Genomic DNA, 18755 nt, shown 5'->3' on the forward strand with positions numbered 1-18755 from the left:
AGAATATAAAATAAAGAATGAGATCAGAAAAACATCATAAAGGCTGGAACGAAATAAAGACCAATGACTCTTGGGCCATTTTTAAAATAATGGGCGAGTTTGTAAATGGTTTTGAACGCATGAGTAAAATAGGACCATGTGTATCTATTTTTGGTTCTGCAAGAACAAAAGAAGAAGACCCATATTACAAACTAGCAGTATCGATTGCAAAATCTATTGCAGAAGCAGGTTATGGCGTAATTACTGGTGGTGGGCCAGGTATAATGGAAGCTGGTAACAGAGGTGCCAACCTTGCAGGTGGTACATCTGTAGGTCTAAACATCGACTTACCTTTTGAGCAACATGACAATCCGTATATCGATAATGACAAGAGTTTAGATTTCGATTACTTCTTCGTAAGAAAGGTAATGTTCGTAAAGTACTCTCAAGGTTTTGTAGTAATGCCAGGCGGATTCGGAACATTAGATGAGCTATTTGAAGCTATCACCCTTATTCAAACTCATAAAATTGGAAAGTTCCCAATTATATTGGTCGGTAGCGAATTTTGGACCGGACTAATGGATTGGATTAAAGGCACTATGCTTAAAATGGGAACTATTAGTCCTGAAGATTTAAATCTTATTAAAATTGTAGATACAGAAGAAGAGGTTGTTGAAATTATAGATTCATTTTACAAAGGGCACAGCATGAGTCCTAATTTTTAATTCAGGACTTGACACACAATTTAAAATTACTTTTCTACCTGTGCATAGCAACATTAGTCGCTAATGTAGCTAATTGCTATGCACAGTATGATACAGACCTTACCGTTAACCTAAACGAGTATACCAATGAATTGGATATTCGTCAAGAATTCACCTATTACAATAAATCTAACTACAACTTAGGTGTCATTTATTTTAATGATTGGGCAAATGCCTATTCAGATAAAAACACAGGACTAGCAAAGAGGTTTGCCCAAGAATTTAAAAAATCTCTTCATTTAGCAAAAGCAGATGAACGTGGTAAGACCACTATTATTAGTGTTGTCGATGATTCTTATAACGGACTAGAATGGAACCGAACAGAAGGCAAAGATATTTTAAAGGTTAAGCTAGACGATGTACTATCCCCAAATACATCAACCAAAATTTTCATCACCTATAAGGTGAAATTACCACCAAACAAGTACACTCCTTATGGTTACAGCAGTAGAGGAGATTACTACTTAAAAGATTGGTATTTAACTCCGGCTGTATACGACGGTAAATGGCATTTGTATTCAAATAAAAATCTTGAGGATCTTTATATGAACGAAACTAATACCACCATTAATTTCAAATACCCCGATAGCTTATACTTAGCCTCTAACTTTGATGTAAATACAGAATCAAAATTCCCTAACGGGCAGTTTACCCAATTAAAAGGAAACTTACAGCGTGGTGGAGAAATTATTCTGAATACACAAAAAAACTTCTATACGCACAGAACGCCATACATGACTTTCTTGACAGACTTTAGCGCTCCAAGATATAGCACAATTGGTCAAGGTTTGTCAATAAATAAGGTTGCCAATTTTATTCACTCAAATCTTGGCGACTATCCTCATGATAAAATATTAGTTAGTGAGCTTGATTATAATAAAGACCCCCTTTATGGCATAAATCAACTCCCTTCATTTATACGCCCTTACCGAGAACAATTTCAGTTTGAAATGAAATTCTTAAAAACGGCAATCAACAGTATTTTAAGAGAAACCATGTTCTTAAATCCGAGAAAAGAACAGTGGCTAAACAGCGCTATCGCAAATTATTTGATGATAGCATATATAGAAGAATATTACCCAAATCAAAAATTAATGGGGAAACTTTCTAAAATTTGGGGCTTTAGAAGTTTTGAGCTGGCAAAGATGGATTTTAATGACCAATATTCATTTCTATACAATTTAACGGCCCGTAAAAACTTAGACCAAGCGCTTAAAACATCAAACGATTCACTTATAAAATTCAATCAAAAAATAGCAAATAAATATAAAGCTGGTTTAGGCTTGGCATATTTAGCGGATTACATTGGTAAAGAACATGTAGACCAAAGTATTAAGACATTTTTTGAATACTATCAATTAAACACGGTAAAGGTTCATGATTTTGAATCTATTTTAAAACGTTCTACCGAACAAGATATTAATTGGTTTTTTAAAGACTATGTTTCAACGGATCGTAAAATTGACTTTAAGATCAAAAAAGTAAAGAAAGAAAAAGATTCATTACATGTAACTATTAAAAATAAAGAAGGCACTAACGTACCTATTTCTGTTTTTGGTCTTAAAAAAGATTCGGTAGTTTCTGAATATTGGTTTAAAGATATTGAGCTAGAAGAAACCTTCGCTATACCAAATAATGAAGAGGATAGACTGGTATTAAATTATGACCAAAAAATACCAGAATTCAATCAACGTGACAACTGGAAATCATTAAAAGGGTTTTTATCAAGTAACAAAAAACTAAAGTTCACTTTCTTCAAAGATGCTGAAAATCCATATTACAACCAGGTATTCTATGTTCCTGTCTTGAGTTTTAATGTTTATGATGGATGGACCCCAGGTATGCGTCTGTATAACAAAACCTTACTAGAAAGACCATTTGTGTATGATTTCTCTCCCTCCTACTCATTCAGAGAAAAAGCTTTTGTTGGTTCAGGTAAATTCAGTTATAGAAAATACTTAAGTAAAAGCGGATTATATGTCGCGCAATATAACATTAGCGCTGGTACATCACACTTTAATGAAAACTCTAGATATTCATCTATAACACCATCTTTGAGTTTTGGCTTTAGACCAGCAGATTTATTGTCGAATAAAAGAGAGTTTCTATCCTTTAGGTACGTAAACATTTTTAGAGATTTCGACCCAACACTTTTAAGTCTAGCGAATGATCCAGAAAACCCAGATTATAGTGTTTTTAATACACGCTATTCTAGCAGAAACAACGGTATAATAGATTACAAATCATGGTTCTTAGATTTTCAATTAGCAGGCAATTTTAGCAAGCTGTCGTTTGAATATGAATATCGAAAATTATTTGAGAACAATAGACAATTGAATCTTAGATTTTTTGCAGGTAAATTTCTTAGCAACAAAACAGAGACAGATTTCTTTAGCTTTGCCCTTGACCGCCCTACAGATTATCTTTTCGATTATGGCTATTTAGGTCGATCAGAAGATTCTGGTATTTACAGTCAACAGATTATTATAGCCGAAGGCGGATTTAAATCTTTCTTGGATCAACAATATAGATTCTCTAATGATTGGATTGCGACCGTCAACGGTAGTTTCAATCTATGGAAATGGATCGAATTATATGGTGATGCAGGTTTGGTTAAAAATAAAGGGCTTGATGGTAAGTTCGTTTATGATTCTGGCGTACGTTTAAATCTAGTAACCGATTACTTTGAACTATACCTACCAGTTCACTCTAATAATGGCTGGGAAGTTTCACAACCCAACTACGGTGAAAAAATACGTTTTATCATTACGGTGAGTCCGAAAACTTTGACAGGACTATTCACAAGAAAATGGTTTTAAACTATCAATTCTCAATACGGATAGTAGTTTTTTCAACTTAAATTCAGATATTTTCAATAAAATACCAAATTTGTTGAAAAATATGGAATAAATTAACGGGTAACAGCGTTGCTAAAAAGTACTTGATTCGGTAATTTTGTAAAAACACGTATACTACATGGATGTTTCTTCTAAAACCAGTAATGATATTTCTTTTGAAGATTTCAAAGAACAAATTATCAATGACTACGAAATTGCTTTCTTAAGTAGAACCTGTAGCTTACTAGGAAGAAAAGAAGTCCTAACGGGCAAAGCAAAATTCGGAATCTTTGGAGACGGAAAAGAGCTACCTCAATTAGCCATGGCGCGTTCTTTTAAAAATGGTGACTTTAGAAGTGGTTACTATAGAGACCAAACATTCATGATGGCATTAGGTCTTTTACAGCCAAAAGAATTCTTTCACGCATTGTATGCAACAACAGATATAGAAAAGGAACCTATGAGTGCCGGTAGGCAAATGGGCGGTCACTTTTTAACGCATAGCTTAAATGCAGATGGCAGTTGGAAAGATTTAACAAAACAAAAAAATAGTAGTGGAGACATTTCATGTACAGCAGGGCAAATGCCACGTCTTTTAGGACTGGCTCAAGCATCTAAAGTATATAGAAATCAACAAGGTTTAGATAGTGCAAAGTTTTCTGTAGATGGAAACGAAATTGCTTGGGGTACCATTGGTAACGCAAGTACTAGTGAAGGCATGTTTTTTGAGACTATAAATGCTGCAGGTGTTCTACAAGTACCTATGGTAATTAGTGTTTGGGACGATGAATATGGTATTTCTGTACCCGCAAAATTTCACACTACAAAAGAAAATATTTCAGAAATTCTATCTGGTTTTCAAAGAACTGAAACCGAAAAAGGATACGAAATCTTAAGAGTAAAAGGTTGGGACTATACTGCATTAATGCATGCCTATGAAAATGCTGCAGACATTGCAAGACAAGAGCATGTACCTGTATTAATTCATGTAAACGAATTAACACAGCCTCAAGGTCATTCTACATCTGGATCACACGAGCGTTATAAAGACAACCAACGTTTAGAATGGGAACGTGACCATGATTGTAACAAACGTTTTAAAGAATGGATTATAGAATCTGGCATTGCAACTACCGAAGAACTTGAGTCTATTGAAAAAAGAATTAAGCGTACCGTTAGAGAAGCTAAAAAACAGGCTTGGGATGAGTATTTGAAAGACAACCTAACTGAGAAGTCTGTATTAATCAAAATAATAGAAAAAGCGGCTTCTAAAAGTGCCAACAAGAATTTCATTAATAAATTAAAGAATGATCTAATTGCAGTTGAAGAACCACTTCGTAAAGATTTGGCAATTTCAGCAAGAAAATCTTTACGTTATTTACTAGGAGAAAATACGCAAGAAAAGCAAGATTTAATTCAATGGACTTCTACTTTTCTAAAAGAATCTCAGCATAAATTCAGCTCGTATCTTTATAGTGAGAATGATAAAAAAGCGACCAACGTTACCGCCATTACTCCTGTATATAATGACGATGAAGAGCAGGTAGATGGTAGAGTTATTCTAAGAGACAATTTTGACAAGCTCTTTGAAAAATACCCTAATACTTTAATTTTCGGAGAAGATACTGGTGCCATTGGTGATGTAAACCAAGGTCTTGAAGGCATGCAAGAGAAATATGGTAAAATACGCGTTGCAGATACCGGTATTCGCGAAACAACGATTATTGGTCAAGGAATAGGTATGGCGTTAAGAGGACTTAGACCTATTGCCGAAATTCAATATTTAGATTATATATTTTACGCGCTATCTACTCTTACAGATGATTTAGCAACTTTATTATATAGAACAGCTGGAAAACAAAAAGCACCGTTAATCATTAGAACAAGAGGTCACAGACTAGAAGGTATTTGGCATTCAGGATCAGAAATGGGCGGATTAATACATTTATTGAGAGGAATGTATATTTTAGCCCCAAGAAATATGACACAAGCTGCCGGTTTTTACAATACACTTTTAAAGAGTGATGAACCTGCATTGGTTATAGAAAGCTTAAACGGTTATAGATTAAAGGAAAAGAAACCTAAAAATCTAGGTGAGTTTTGCACTCCGATCGGTAGAGTTGAAACCATTAAAGAAGGTAGTGATATTACATTAGTTTCTTATGGATCAACATTACGTATCGTTGAAAAAGCAGCAAAAGAATTAATTGAGGTTGGTATTGATGCCGAAGTCATAGATGCACAAACGTTATTACCATTTGATATTGAAATGGAAGTACTAGAAAGTGTTAAAAAGACAAACCGTTTATTAGTAATAGATGAAGATGTACCTGGCGGATGTTCTGCATATCTTTTAAATGAAATAATAGAAAAACAAGGTGCATTTGAGTATTTAGATAGTAAACCGCAAACATTAAGCGCAAAAGCACATAGACCTGCTTACGGTACTGATGGTGATTATTTTTCTAAACCGAATAGAGAAGATATTTTTGAAAAAGTATATGCAATAATGCATGAAGTCAATCCTGATGACTATCCGAAATTACGCTAATAACGACAATTTTTAAGTAAGAAAAATCCCATATATACTGGGATTTTTTTATGCCATAATTTCTTGTTTAAAAATATTTAAATAATTTAATGAAAGCTCACAATCTCTTAACATGTTGAAAACTAAGCGAACTCAAAATTTCATTTTAAAAAACAAATGATTTAACACTATAGGAGCACAAACAAATCTCGAAAAAACAAAAAAAATCGATACTTTTAAAGGAAATAATGAGTATTCATGAAAAACACTTTATTAAAAGACATAGGTCTAGCTTTTTTTAGAATAGCAATTTCAGCCATGATGTTAACCCATGGTCTTCCAAAATTTCAAAAGCTTATTTCTGGAGATTTTAAATTTGCTGATCCTTTTGGTATTGGTGAAACTCCTTCATTATTTTTAGCTGTAATCGGTGAATTTATTTGTCCTATTTTAATAATTATAGGTTTTAAATCGCGTTTAGCAGCAATACCGGTAGCCATCACTATGGCAGTCGCAGCATTTATCACTCATGGTGCAGATGATTTTAGTACAAAAGAAAAGGCTTTATTTTACTTAGTAGCTTTTGTTACTATATCATTATTAGGTCCGGGTAAATTCGGAATAGACAAAAAGTAATCGCTATACTATTTTATAAAGTAGTTCTTTAAGTAAATCAGATTCCTTCATTGGTGTTGCCCCTACTCCTTTTCCTTTTAAATCCATTTCACGAAGACTAGAAATGATTCCGCTAACTTTCTTCATCGGGTAGTTACGTGCCGCAGTTTGTATTTCACTTACAAAATATGGGTTAATACGTAATGCACTAGCCACACTTTTAGGCGAATGATCTGAAAGTCCGTGATACTGTAATAACTGCGTAAAAAATGAATGTAGTAAGGTAATCGTTAAAATAAACGGATTGTCTTTCGGGTTTTGAGCAAAGTAGTTGATTATTTTAGTCGCTTTCACGATGTCTCTATCACCAATAGCCCTTTTCAATTCAAAATTATTATAATCTTTACTAATACCAATATGCTCTTCAATATGCTGAGGGTTTATCTCGGTCTGTTTGGGCAGAACTAATTTTAGCTTGTCAAGCTCTTTGCTAATTCTACCTAAATCGGTACCCAAATATTCTACCAGCAATAAAGCAGCCTTGTGAGATATGGTGTATCCACGGCTTACCAAATGCTTTCTTAGCCAATCGCTCACCTGATTCTCATATAATTTTTTACTTTCAAAAACTACTCCGTTCTTTTTAATAATCTTGTGTAGCTTTTTACGCTTATCTAACTTCTTGTATTTATAACAAATAACAAGTACAGTAGATTGCTGCGGATTCTCTGCATACGAACAAAGATTCTCTATAGTACGCGAAAGATGTTGTGCCTCTTTTACGATAACCACTTGCCGTTCGGCCATCATTGGGTAGCGTTTGGCATTACCAACAATATCTTCAATAGATATATCACGACCATAAAGTACCATTTGGTTGAAACCCTTCTCTTCTTCGGTCAACACATTAGCTGCTATATAATCAGAAATTTTATCAATGAAATACGCTTCTTCCCCATACAGGAAATAAATAGGACCAATCTGCCCTTTCTTAATTGCATTGACTATTTGTACGGCTTCATCCATTAAGAAAAAATCATCAACTTTGTATAATGCAGCCACTAAATTTCCCTAGCTACACTTTCAGGGTCAAAAATAGCGAAAATAGAACCTTGATCTTTGACGTTATACGTAAAAAATTTTTGGTTCTTACTCCCGAAGAGTGGGTAAGGCAACATGTCGTTCAGTTTCTTATACAAGAAAAGAACTATCCATTGAGCCATATTAACGTAGAAAAGCAAATAACACTTAATGGTTTAAAGAAAAGATATGATGTGGTCGTATTTAAACCTAATGGTGAATTGCACATACTAGTGGAGTGCAAAGCACCAGAAGTTTCAATATCTCAAATGACCTTCGATCAAATCGCTCAATACAATTTTAAATTGAACGCTACCTACTTGATGGTCACAAACGGACTCTCTCATTATTACTGTCAAACTGACTTTGTTGCGGAAAAATATGAATTTATGCAAGAGATTCCTGATTTTAGCCGTTAATTTGCGATCGTTTTGAAGATAGCCGTAGTCATATTAAACTGGAATGGTGAAGTGCTTTTAGAAAGGTACTTGCCTTCTGTTATCAATTATTCTGCTAATGCAGATATATACGTAGCAGATAATGCTTCAACAGACGGCTCTGTCGCATTTGTCAAAGCCAACTACCCAACAGTAAAAATCATTCAGAATACAGAAAATGGTGGTTTCACCAAGGGCTATAATGATGCTTTGGTACATGTAGACGCAGACATCTTTTGTTTATTGAATTCAGATGTAGAAGTTTCCCCTAATTGGCTTACTCCTATTAAAGAAACATTTAAGAATGTACCCGAAGCAGCTATCATTCAACCCAAAATTTTAGATTTACTTAAAAAAGATCATTTTGAATATGCCGGTGCCGCTGGCGGTTTTATTGACCAACTAGGATATCCGTTCTGTAGAGGTAGAGTTTTTCAGACTTTAGAAAAGGATGAAGGCCAATACAATGATATTCGAGAAATTTTCTGGGCAACAGGAGCCTGTATGTTTATCAAGAAAAAAGTTTTTCAAGAGTTAAAAGGATTCGATGAAGATTACTTCGCCCATCAAGAAGAAGTAGATTTATGCTGGCGTGCAAAAAACCATGGGTATAAAATATTTTATATAGGTACATCTAGAGTTTATCACTTGGGCGGTTCTACGTTAAGTAATATGAACCCGAAAAAGACCTATCTCAATTTCAGAAACACATTATTCTCCATCACCAAAAACCTTCCTAGAAGAAAAGCTTTCATCATTATTTTCTTAAGATTACTCTTAGATGGTATTGCGGCAATACGATTTCTTTTCCAGTTAAGATTCAAACACTTTTTCGCTATTTTTAGGGCACATTTAAGCTTTTACAGACAGTTTAGAAAAATGTATAAAAAGAGAGAAAAAACCCAATTTCTCAGAAATTATTACGCTACGAAGTCCATAGTATGGTCTTACTTCGTACATAAGATAAGTAATTTTAACATTTTAGTAAAAGATTAACTAACATGTCATGTAAATAACTTCGTAATTATATAATTTTGAAGTCGCTTAGATGCGAAAAATTGAGTAAACCACTAAATAATTATAATAGAATAGAATTATGAAAAAAGTATTATTAGGATGTCTTGCAGTAACGCTTTTACTTTCGTCGTGTGTATCTTCAAAAAAGTACGCTGATCTTGAAGCTAAGCACAAAAATGCACAAGATTTATTGAATTCAGCGACAGTAAAATTAAATGATTGTTTAGAAGAAAAAGCAACTGCTTCATCTAGACTACAAACTTTAGAAGATCAGAATTCGTTTTTGAAAGCAAACAATCAAGAGTTGATCAACAATATGGGTAACTTAACAACTTTGACTACCAAAGGTGCTGAGAACTTAGAAAAGTCGTTAGAGAGCTTACAAGAAAAAGATTTAACTATTCGTAAGTTAAATGATGCTATTACACGTAGAGATTCTGTAAACCTTTCTTTGGTACAGAGCTTAAAAGGTGTATTAGGAAACTTGGATGATGAGGATATCGAAATTAGCGTTGAAAAAGGTGTTGTTTTCGTTTCTATTTCAGACAAATTATTATTTAGCAGCGGTAGCTACAATGTTACTAACAGAGCTAAAGAAGTATTAGGTAAAGTTGCTAAAGTTGTAAACAACAAGCCTGATTTTGAATTCTTAGTAGAAGGTCATACTGACAACGTACCTTACAGAGGTAACGGTTCTTTATTAGACAACTGGGATTTAAGTGTTAAACGTGCTACTGCTGTTGTACGTATACTTCAAAATGATTTCAATGTAGATCCTAAGCGTATGACTGCTGCTGGAAGATCAGAATATGTTCCGATTTCTACAACTGAAAAATCTAAAAACAGAAGGACTCGTATCGTTGTTCTTCCAAAAATCGATCAGTTCTATAGCATGATTGAAGAAGGAATGAAAGATCCTGCAATTAACAAATAATACCTGATTAGTATATAAAATTAAAGCGGCTCAATTGAGCCGCTTTTTTTATGCTTATAATTTAGAAAAGAGAAATCTATATTATATCTAAACTTCCTTTACCCTCACGAAGAACTTCTGGTGATCCACCAGTAGAAACATCTATAATAGTAGAACCTACATTACCGCCATAACCACCATCTATTACAACATCTACAAGGTTATCCCATTTCTCATAAATCAATTCCGGATCAGTTGTATACTCTAATACATCATCTTCATCACGAATAGATGTAGATACTATTGGATTACCTAATTCTTCAACCAAAGCTTTAACAATACTATTATCTGGCACACGAATACCAACGGTCTTCTTCTTTTTAAATTCTTTAGGTAAATTATTATTACCAGGCAAAATGAACGTATAAGGTCCTGGCAAAGCCCTTTTCAATATTTTGAATGTTGCAGTATCAATTTGCCTAACATAATCTGAAAGATTACTAAGATCAGTACATATAAAAGACCAATTAGCTTTCGCCAATTTTATCCCTTTTATACGAGCAATTTTCTCCAATGCCTTGGTATTTGTAATGTCGCAACCTAAACCGTAAACCGTATCGGTTGGATAAATCACCAAGCCACCTTTACGCAATACCGCCACTACCCTTTTAATTTCTTTAGGGCTAGGGTTCTCTTCGTATATTTTAATGAATTCTGCCATTGTCTTTAGGTTTAAAAAACCTAGTTGATATTAAATATAATAAAACTATCCCAATACCTCTAACTTGGCAAAGCGTAGCAATAGTTTTTTAATATCTCCTTTATCGAACATTATTTCTGCCTTTCTATCATTACCTGAGCCTTCAATTTTCACCACCTTACCACGACCAAAACGGGTGTGATTAATTAGAGAACCCACAGTAAGGCTCGGATCAATTGTATTGGTATTACCAACAGGTTCTGACAATTGCGGTTTTAGTTTACGTAATTTTTTAAGTTGCCCTGTGTTAGGTTGACCAACAATTGGTGGTGTACCTCTTACCGGCTTATCTTGACGTAATCTACTCTTATCAACTTCTCCAAAAATATCAGCATTTATAAGCGGCTTATAACGGTAGCCGCCATCTACCGGAGTAAGATTTTCAACATATTTCTCATCTATCTCTTCTAAGAATCGACTAGGTTCTGCATCAATCAATTTACCCCAACGATATCTATTCTGGGTATATGTTAAATACGCTTGTTTCTCTGCCCTTGTCAAAGCAACATAGAACAACCTTCGCTCCTCTTCCAATTCACTACGTGTACTCATACTCATACCAGAAGGAAAAAGGTCTTCTTCCATACCTACAATATATACGTACGGAAATTCTAGCCCCTTTGCCAAGTGAATAGTCATCAATGCTACCCTATCGTCATCACCGGTATCATTATCTAAATCTGTCGCAAGCGCAACATCTTCTAAAAATTCACTAATGTTACCTGTTGCTCCATCTATTTCTCTTTGACCTTCTACGAAATCTTTTATACCATTTAAAAGCTCTTCTATATTCTCCATTTTACCAATACCTTCTGGAGTTCCATCTTTTTTAAACTCTAAAAGAACACCCGTTTTTTTGGCAACATGTTCAGACAACGCAAAAGCATCTGTAGTTTCATTCATGACCTGAAAACTTTTGATCATGGTAACGAAATCTTGAAGTTTTCGTTTTGTGCCAGAATTGATTTTTAGATCGATTCTGTCTATATTTTCCATTACTTCGAAAATAGAGCGATTGTAATGGTTGGCAGCAACCACTAACTTATCTAGCGTGGTACTACCAATACCCCTTGCAGGAAAATTGATTACCCTTTTTAGCGCTTCTTCATCTTTTTGGTTGATTACCAAACGTAAGTAAGAAAGCACATCTTTAATCTCTTTACGTTGGTAAAATGAGAGTCCGCCATAAATACGATACGGAATATCTCTTTTACGCAAGGCATCTTCCATAGCCCTAGATTGGGAGTTTGTTCTATATAATATACAAAATTGACCATTGGTCATTTGTTGCTGCATTCTATGTTCCCAAATAGAATTTGCTACAAACCTACCTTCTTCAGCATCTGTAGTACTTCTATGTATTTTTATAGCAGCACCATCGTCATTATCTGTCCAAACTACTTTTTCAATTTGGTTTTTATTTTTTCCGATTACGGAGTTCGCAGCGTTTACAATATTTCGGGTAGAACGGTAATTTTGCTCTAAACGATACATACCTACATTATCGTAATCTTTTTGAAAGTTCAAAATATTACTAATATTGGCTCCCCTAAAAGAATAAATACTTTGCGCATCATCCCCTACCACACATATATTCTGAAAACGATCAGCCAAAGCCTTTACGATTAAATATTGAGAGTGGTTAGTATCTTGATACTCATCTACCAATATGTATCTAAATCGATTTTGATACTTCGCCAACACATCAGGAAAACGTGTTAATAGCTCGTTGGTTCGTAGCAGTAAATCATCAAAGTCCATCGCACCTGCCTTATAACAACGTTCTACATAATTTTCGTATATATCACCTGTTCTAGGCTTTTTCGCCATAGCATCTTGCTCTACCAAATCTGGGTCATTACGATAAGCTTTAACAGTAATCAAGCTATTCTTGAAAGAAGAAATTCTATTTTGAATCTGCTTGTATTTATAAATATCCTTATCAAGCCCCATTTCCTTAATAATCGAAGCTAATAATCGCTGAGAATCTTGCGTATCATAAATGGTAAAATTGGCTGGATACCCCAGTTTATCTCCATCAATACGTAATAACTTTGCAAAAACGGAGTGAAAAGTTCCCATCCAAAGATTTTTTGCTTCAGCATTACCCACAATATTAGCAATACGTGCCTTCATTTCACGTGCTGCCTTATTGGTAAATGTTAATGATAAAATATTAAAAGAATCTACCCCCTGTGCCATAAGGTGTGCAATTCTATAAGTTAGTACACGAGTTTTACCCGATCCAGCACCAGCAATAACCATTAAAGGTCCGTCTTTATGTAAAACAGGAGCCTTTTGGGCATCGTTCAATTCATCTATAAATGAGCTCAAATTTTCTTTCTTTTAGTGACGTAAATTTAGCCATAATTGAGGGATAGTAAAAGTGAAGTGTTTTAGATTTGTAAACAATAGATGGTATTTCTTTTCATTTTGAATATATTTAAACTTTAATTCCGCAATAAAAGAATACCAGTTGATGCATTTAAGTCTTAAATGACCCACTGAAACATAGAGAACAATTTAATATTAAATACTGATTATGAGAAAACTAGGTTTATTGGCCCTCGTTCTTTTCGGTTTTACCGTTCAGGCACAGGGACCAAATCTTGAAAAAGACTATAAAGCTATAGAAAGCAAGGTGGTTGATTGGAGAAGAGAAATTCATCAGAATCCGGAATTAGGGAATCGTGAATTCAAAACAGCAGAAAAAATTTCCAAGCACCTAAAATCTTTAGGTATTGAAATTCAGACTGGCATTGCTCATACTGGCGTAGTTGGTATTTTAAAAGGAGATTTACCTGGTAAAGTGGTAGCATTGCGAGCAGATATTGATGCCTTACCTGTTACAGAACGAAATAATTTACCTTATAAATCTAATGTTACTTCAGAATTTATGGGTGAAAAAGTAGGTGTTATGCATGCTTGTGGGCATGATACGCATACTGCCATTTTAATGGGCGTTGCTGAAGTAATGTCTAAAAACAAAGATAAAATCAAAGGAACTATAAAATTCATCTTTCAACCAGCAGAAGAAGGGCCACCACCAGGAGAAGAAGGCGGAGCACTTTTAATGGTAAAAGAAGGCGTTATGAGTAATCCTAAGGTTGATGCCATATTCGGATTGCATATTAACTCTCAAACTCCTGTAGGAATTATAAAATACAAATCTGGAGGTACAATGGCAGCTGCGCAGAGCTTTACAATTAACGTAAAAGGAAAGCAATCTCACGGTTCTCAACCATGGTCGGGTGTTGATCCAATTTTGATCAGTGCTAAAATTATTGACGGGCTACAAACAATAATCAGTAGAGAAACTGACCTAACCAATGAAGCAGCAGTAATTACTGTTGGTAAAATTAAAAGTGGTGTTCGTTTTAATATTATACCAGAATCTGCAGAAATGATTGGTACTATTAGAACGTTAGACTATGACATGAAAGACAAACTTAACAAGCGTATGGTCGAAATGGTAAGCGATATTGCCAAAGCTTACGGTGGCGAAGCAACATGTGAAATTAAAGATGCTACAGATATTACATACAACAACCCAGAGTTGGTAGAACAAATGTTACCTACCATGAAAAGAGTAGCTGGCGATGCTAATGTACAATTTCAAAAAGCGGTTACGGGTGCTGAAGATTTCTCATATTTTCAAAGAGAAGCTCCAGGGTTTTTCTTTTTCTTAGGAGGAATGACCCCTGGTACTACAGAATCTTATCCACACCACACACCAGACTTTTTAATTGACGATAGTGGTTTACTTTTAGGAGTTCGTACACTGACAGAAATGAGCTTAGATTATTTAAACAGCGACCAAACACCGCTTTTAGATTTTAAAATAAAAGGATAATTTTGATGAACGGTTTTTTTAATACTTTTCCAAGTCCACCATGGTGGACTTGGATTTTTTTGTTTCTTTTCATAGTTGCCATTTGGGATATTTTTATTCAGAAACGGCACACCATAAAACATAACTTTCCAATTGTAGGGCACTTACGTTATTGGCTAGAAAGTATTGGTCCAGAGATGCGTCAATATTTTGTTGCTAACAATAGAGAAGAACTTCCTTTTAATAGAATAGAAAGAGGTTGGATCTATGCTTCGGCTAAAAAGGAAAACAATTATGAAGGGTTTGGTTCTGATCGAGATTTATATGCACACCAGCATATATTTATCAAAAACAGAATGATGGGTTACGAAGTACCTGCAGGACACCCAAATGCTGCAGAGCCTAACTTTATACCTTGTGCAAAGGTTATGGGTCAGCACAATAATCGCAGAAAACCATTTAGACCAGGTAGTGTTGTAAATGTATCTGCCATGAGTTTCGGTTCATTATCAGCTGCAGCTGTAGAAGCCATGAACAAAGGTGTTAAAAAAGCAGGAGCTTATCATAATACTGGCGAAGGCGGACTCTCACCTTATCATAAACATGGTGGTGATATTGTATTTCACTTTGGTACCGGTTATTTCGGTGTAAGAACCGAAGATGGCAATTTCTCTATGGAGAAAATGAAAAAATTGGTTGAAGACAATCCATGTATAAAAGCAATTGAAATAAAATTATCTCAAGGTGCGAAACCAGGAAAAGGAGGAGTTTTACCGGGAGCAAAAATCACTCCTGAACTTGCCGAAATTAGAGGTGTTGAAGTTGGTAAAGATGTATTATCACCAGCGACTCACAAAGCATTTTCTAATGTAAAGGAGTTAATGGCACTTATAGAAGATATTGCCAATGAAACAGGTTTACCCGTAGGAATTAAAGGAGCAATAGGAAAATTAGATCAGTGGGAAGAATTGGCTGATTTAATGGTTGAGACTGGTAAAGGTCCTGATTTCATTACTGTAGATGGTGGTGAAGGTGGTACCGGTGCCGCTCCCCCATCATTTGCCGATCATGTATCCTTACCATGGGTATACGGATTCTCTAGTTTATATAGAGTTTTCTTAAACAGACATCTTACTGAGCGTATTGTATTTATAGGTTCAGGTAAATTAGGTTTCCCTGCAAAAGCCGCCATGGCATTTGCAATGGGTGTAGATTGTATTAATGTTGCTCGCGAAGCAATGATGAGTATTGGTTGTATTCAAGCACAAGTTTGCCATACCAATACCTGCCCAACAGGTATAGCGACGCAAAGTAAATGGTTACAAAAAGGTATTAATGTGCCTTTAAAATCTGACAGATTAGCGCAATATTTTAATACGTTTAGAAAAGAGTTTTTAGAAATCACACATGCTGCAGGCTATGAACACCCTAGCCAATTTACGATGGACGATGTGCAAGTAAATGTAGATGATAACGACCTAAATAAAAGTTTAGCTTCTACTTACGGCTATAATAAAGCAAAAGTACCGTTCGGTGGAGTTCAACAATTAAAAGACTGTTCGTATCTTGGCAGCAAAATTTAGATTAACCTATTTAATGCATATTCATATGAAACGTTTTTTTATTTATTCAGCGATATTTCTTTTGGGACTAAGTACAATTCAAGCTCAGAAAAAAAGTGAACTGATCGAACAGAATCAAGAATTAAAATATAAACTAGATTCTATATCGCGAATGGTAAGTACATCTCAAAGAAATGAGAAGTTAGCTGACCAACGCTCAAATGAGTATCAATCTCAAGTGACAGAGTTGCAAGATGCAAACGCGACTTTAATGAAGAACTTAAATAGTTTTGCAGCCTTATCTAGTCAGAATTCAGAGAATATCAATAAGACCATGGCTGCTTTAGATAGAAAAGAAAAGCAACTAAAAGGAGTTACAGATGCTGTTGCCAGCAATGATTCAACTGCTGTTGTAATATTGACTAATGCTAAGCAAGTTTTAGGAGAAAATGCAAAAGTTGGTGTCGCTGATGGCTCTGTAATTATTTCTGAAAAATTAGGTTTTTTCTTTACCGACGGTGTTGGCGTTAATCCGTCAAGTGAATCAATCGGGTGGATAGAAAATGTGGCGAAGGTTGCAAACGCAAATCCTAATAGTGTTATTACTGTTGCTAGTTTAAATATCACTGGTGAAATGAATATTGCCATACAACAAGCGACAGCAATTGCTAGTATTTTAATAAAAGATTTTGGTGTAAAAGGTGAGCGAATTATAGCTGTTGCTCAAGATGGTGGCTTACGAGAATCACTACAAATTAAGTTTCAACCAGATTATAAAGCATTTTATGATATGGCTAAGGGAGACGCTAAAAATTAGATTACTTGTATTTCATCGATGAAACACTATACTAATTGAGAAATTTGGACGTTCTTATTTCATAATTAATAACTAATTAAAAAATGAACTCCGACCAAATTTTTCAACTTTTCGCTTATTTAATACCTTCAGTAGTTACTGGTGCCATAGCTTTCTATTTCTTTAGAATGCACACTAATAATGAAGAAGGAAGAAGACGTTTTCTTTTACATAAAGATTCTCAAAAAGATACGCTGCCAGTTCGCTTACAAGCTTACGAAAGAATGGCTTTATTTTTAGAACGTATTGCAATACCAAGCTTAGTTGTGCGTGTGGCACCACAAAGCGATGACAAAAATGCATACGAGAATTTATTGGTTAAAAGTATAGAAACTGAATTTGACCATAACCTTTCTCAGCAAATTTATCTGACCGATGAATGTTGGAATATTATTAAAGCAGCAAAAAGTGCAACGATTCAAATGATCAGAAAAGCAGCAATGAGCAACACAGAAACTGCAGATAAATTGAGAGAAGATATCTTAAATGAAACAATGGACAAAACTTCACCATCGGCAACTGCCCTAACTTTTGTAAAAAGGGAAATTGGCGATTTATGGTAGAAATTAAAATTATACTGAAATAAAAAAATGCTTTCCAGATGGAAAGCATTTTTTGTTTATAGCTATTACGTTAAAGCCTATTTCTCAAAGAACACTATTCATGCTCGTTGGGTTCTATTGGGTTTGTTTCTTCATTCTTATTTTTAGCATACAGATAACCTCTTTTCCACCATAAGGTCATTTTTGCCTTATCGAATATTAAAGAATTGGTTGTTAATATGGTAGGCGTATAAAAAAGATTGATAATGGCATTCTTTTGATTAGCAACCAACTTACCTATTCTAATGTTTTGGTTTTCAATTCTATCTAAGATAAAACTCATCATAGTAGTAATCAACTCGAACGGATTACGAGATGCCACCCTATTCATATAATTGACTTCAGTATGTAAAACAACAACATCTACTTCTGTTGCCCCCCTTTTAATTGCTTCTTCTATAGGCACAATACTACCTAAACCACCATCGGCATACTCACAGTAATTTTTACGAACCAAGCTCATAAACGGCGTGTAGTTGGCTGAAATCCAGATCCAATCGCAATAATCTTCGTAGGTACAATCTTTAATAGATTTGTACTCAACTTGATTTAATGATAAATTAGAGACTGTTATAATAACATCAGAATTACCATTTTTCAAAGTTTCAAACTCCTCTATAGTTAGACTGTTTTCAATTAGCTTACGCAAGTTTTCGCTTTCACCAAAAGTCTTTTTTCCTGTCATGAAGTTTCTAAAAACATTCCAATGATTTATGGAAATCTCTTCGTTACCACGTATATTCTTAACCAAAAACGGACAGTTATTAAAAATGCTCTTCTGATTTACATTAGAATATATTTCTTTGATTTTATCTAATTTACCCAGTGCTAAATGAGAAATTAGAAGACTTCCGGTAGAAGTACCCACAAAAATATCATACTTTCTTCCTTCTTCTTGTATTAGGTATTGGGCAACGCCACCTGCAAAGGCTCCTTTACTACCACCACCAGAAATAACCAATGCTTTCATT

General features: G+C 34.7%; 15 protein-coding genes. 11 read left to right on the top strand and 4 right to left on the bottom strand.

The features are described from left to right. Positions 1-17 precede the first annotated feature (17 nt). The 4 genes from Q4500_RS08515 (at position 18) to Q4500_RS08530 (ending at position 6746) form a co-directional block, all read left to right on the top strand. On the top strand, positions 18-704 hold the full coding sequence (locus tag Q4500_RS08515) for a TIGR00730 family Rossman fold protein (RefSeq protein WP_303599267.1): 687 nt from the start codon (positions 18-20) through the stop codon (positions 702-704). 8 nt (positions 705-712) lie between these two features. After that, positions 713-3562, top strand: coding sequence for a metalloprotease (locus Q4500_RS08520; RefSeq protein ID WP_368389739.1), 2850 nt, complete (start codon positions 713-715; stop codon positions 3560-3562). A gap of 157 nt (positions 3563-3719) precedes the next feature. Then, complete coding sequence (locus tag Q4500_RS08525) at positions 3720-6131, top strand: thiamine pyrophosphate-dependent enzyme (RefSeq protein WP_303599268.1); 2412 nt, start codon at positions 3720-3722, stop codon at positions 6129-6131. Between the two features lie 237 nt (positions 6132-6368). Beyond that, positions 6369-6746: a DoxX family protein gene (locus tag Q4500_RS08530; protein ID WP_303599269.1), complete on the top strand. Its 378-nt coding sequence runs from the start codon at positions 6369-6371 to the stop codon at positions 6744-6746. A 3-nt stretch (positions 6747-6749) separates the two neighbouring features. Here the strand turns inward: Q4500_RS08530 and holA are convergent, their stop codons facing one another. Then, complete coding sequence (gene holA, locus Q4500_RS08535) at positions 6750-7751, bottom strand: DNA polymerase III subunit delta (RefSeq protein ID WP_303599423.1); 1002 nt, start codon at positions 7749-7751, stop codon at positions 6750-6752. 26 nt (positions 7752-7777) lie between these two features. Between holA and Q4500_RS08540 the strand changes: the two genes are divergently transcribed. The 3 genes from Q4500_RS08540 (at position 7778) to Q4500_RS08550 (ending at position 10193) form a co-directional block, all read left to right on the top strand. Continuing rightward, positions 7778-8224 (top strand): type I restriction enzyme HsdR N-terminal domain-containing protein, encoded by a 447-nt coding sequence (locus Q4500_RS08540; protein WP_303599270.1) that lies wholly within the window; start codon positions 7778-7780, stop codon positions 8222-8224. Positions 8225-8236: 12 nt separating this feature from the next. Then, a complete protein-coding gene (locus tag Q4500_RS08545) occupies positions 8237-9238 on the top strand; it encodes a glycosyltransferase family 2 protein (protein ID WP_303599271.1) in 1002 nt (333 codons plus the stop codon). Between the two features lie 100 nt (positions 9239-9338). Beyond that, positions 9339-10193 carry an OmpA family protein gene (locus tag Q4500_RS08550; RefSeq protein ID WP_303599273.1) on the top strand — a complete coding sequence of 285 codons (855 nt, stop codon included), beginning with the start codon at positions 9339-9341 and terminating at the stop codon, positions 10191-10193. Between the two features lie 76 nt (positions 10194-10269). Here Q4500_RS08550 and Q4500_RS08555 read toward each other — a convergent pair whose 3' ends face one another. Beyond that, positions 10270-10893, bottom strand: a complete 624-nt coding sequence (locus tag Q4500_RS08555) for an L-threonylcarbamoyladenylate synthase (RefSeq protein ID WP_303599274.1) — start codon at positions 10891-10893, stop codon at positions 10270-10272. Between the two features lie 45 nt (positions 10894-10938). Further along, the gene (locus Q4500_RS08560) at positions 10939-13266 is read right to left on the bottom strand and encodes an ATP-dependent helicase (RefSeq protein ID WP_303599275.1); all 2328 of its coding nucleotides are present in this window, start codon (positions 13264-13266) and stop codon (positions 10939-10941) included. Positions 13267-13474: 208 nt separating this feature from the next. On the opposite strand from Q4500_RS08560, the gene Q4500_RS08565 reads away from it, so the two are divergent. From Q4500_RS08565 to Q4500_RS08580, 4 genes are all read left to right on the top strand, one after another. Next, positions 13475-14785, top strand: coding sequence for an amidohydrolase (locus Q4500_RS08565; RefSeq protein WP_303599276.1), 1311 nt, complete (start codon positions 13475-13477; stop codon positions 14783-14785). 5 nt (positions 14786-14790) lie between these two features. Then, positions 14791-16347, top strand: coding sequence for an FMN-binding glutamate synthase family protein (locus Q4500_RS08570; protein WP_303599277.1), 1557 nt, complete (start codon positions 14791-14793; stop codon positions 16345-16347). 25 nt (positions 16348-16372) lie between these two features. Further along, positions 16373-17143 carry a hypothetical protein gene (locus Q4500_RS08575; protein WP_303599278.1) on the top strand — a complete coding sequence of 257 codons (771 nt, stop codon included), beginning with the start codon at positions 16373-16375 and terminating at the stop codon, positions 17141-17143. An 83-nt stretch (positions 17144-17226) separates the two neighbouring features. Further along, positions 17227-17745, top strand: a complete 519-nt coding sequence (locus Q4500_RS08580; RefSeq protein ID WP_303599279.1) for a hypothetical protein — start codon at positions 17227-17229, stop codon at positions 17743-17745. Positions 17746-17839: 94 nt separating this feature from the next. Here Q4500_RS08580 and Q4500_RS08585 read toward each other — a convergent pair whose 3' ends face one another. After that, on the bottom strand, positions 17840-18754 hold the full coding sequence (locus tag Q4500_RS08585; protein WP_303599280.1) for a patatin family protein: 915 nt from the start codon (positions 18752-18754) through the stop codon (positions 17840-17842). Between the last annotated feature and the right edge of the window lies 1 nt (position 18755).

This window comes from Maribacter sp. 1_MG-2023 (assembly GCF_030547005.1).
Classification (GTDB): domain Bacteria; phylum Bacteroidota; class Bacteroidia; order Flavobacteriales; family Flavobacteriaceae; genus Maribacter.

What these genes read in the sequence shown, in the direction of transcription:
- Q4500_RS08515 (WP_303599267.1), top strand. Translation starts at nt 18, where the DNA reads ATGAGATCAGAAAAACATCATAAAGGCTGGAACGAAATAAAGACCAAT.
- Q4500_RS08525 (WP_303599268.1), top strand. Translation starts at nt 3,720, where the DNA reads ATGGATGTTTCTTCTAAAACCAGTAATGATATTTCTTTTGAAGATTTC.
- Q4500_RS08530 (WP_303599269.1), top strand. Translation starts at nt 6,369, where the DNA reads ATGAAAAACACTTTATTAAAAGACATAGGTCTAGCTTTTTTTAGAATA.
- holA (WP_303599423.1), bottom strand. Translation starts at nt 7,751, where the DNA reads ATGGATGAAGCCGTACAAATAGTCAATGCAATTAAGAAAGGGCAGATT.
- Q4500_RS08540 (WP_303599270.1), top strand. Translation starts at nt 7,778, where the DNA reads ATGCAGCCACTAAATTTCCCTAGCTACACTTTCAGGGTCAAAAATAGC.
- Q4500_RS08550 (WP_303599273.1), top strand. Translation starts at nt 9,339, where the DNA reads ATGAAAAAAGTATTATTAGGATGTCTTGCAGTAACGCTTTTACTTTCG.
- Q4500_RS08555 (WP_303599274.1), bottom strand. Translation starts at nt 10,893, where the DNA reads ATGGCAGAATTCATTAAAATATACGAAGAGAACCCTAGCCCTAAAGAA.
- Q4500_RS08565 (WP_303599276.1), top strand. Translation starts at nt 13,475, where the DNA reads ATGAGAAAACTAGGTTTATTGGCCCTCGTTCTTTTCGGTTTTACCGTT.
- Q4500_RS08570 (WP_303599277.1), top strand. Translation starts at nt 14,791, where the DNA reads ATGAACGGTTTTTTTAATACTTTTCCAAGTCCACCATGGTGGACTTGG.
- Q4500_RS08575 (WP_303599278.1), top strand. Translation starts at nt 16,373, where the DNA reads ATGAAACGTTTTTTTATTTATTCAGCGATATTTCTTTTGGGACTAAGT.
- Q4500_RS08580 (WP_303599279.1), top strand. Translation starts at nt 17,227, where the DNA reads ATGAACTCCGACCAAATTTTTCAACTTTTCGCTTATTTAATACCTTCA.
- Q4500_RS08585 (WP_303599280.1), bottom strand. Translation starts at nt 18,754, where the DNA reads ATGAAAGCATTGGTTATTTCTGGTGGTGGTAGTAAAGGAGCCTTTGCA.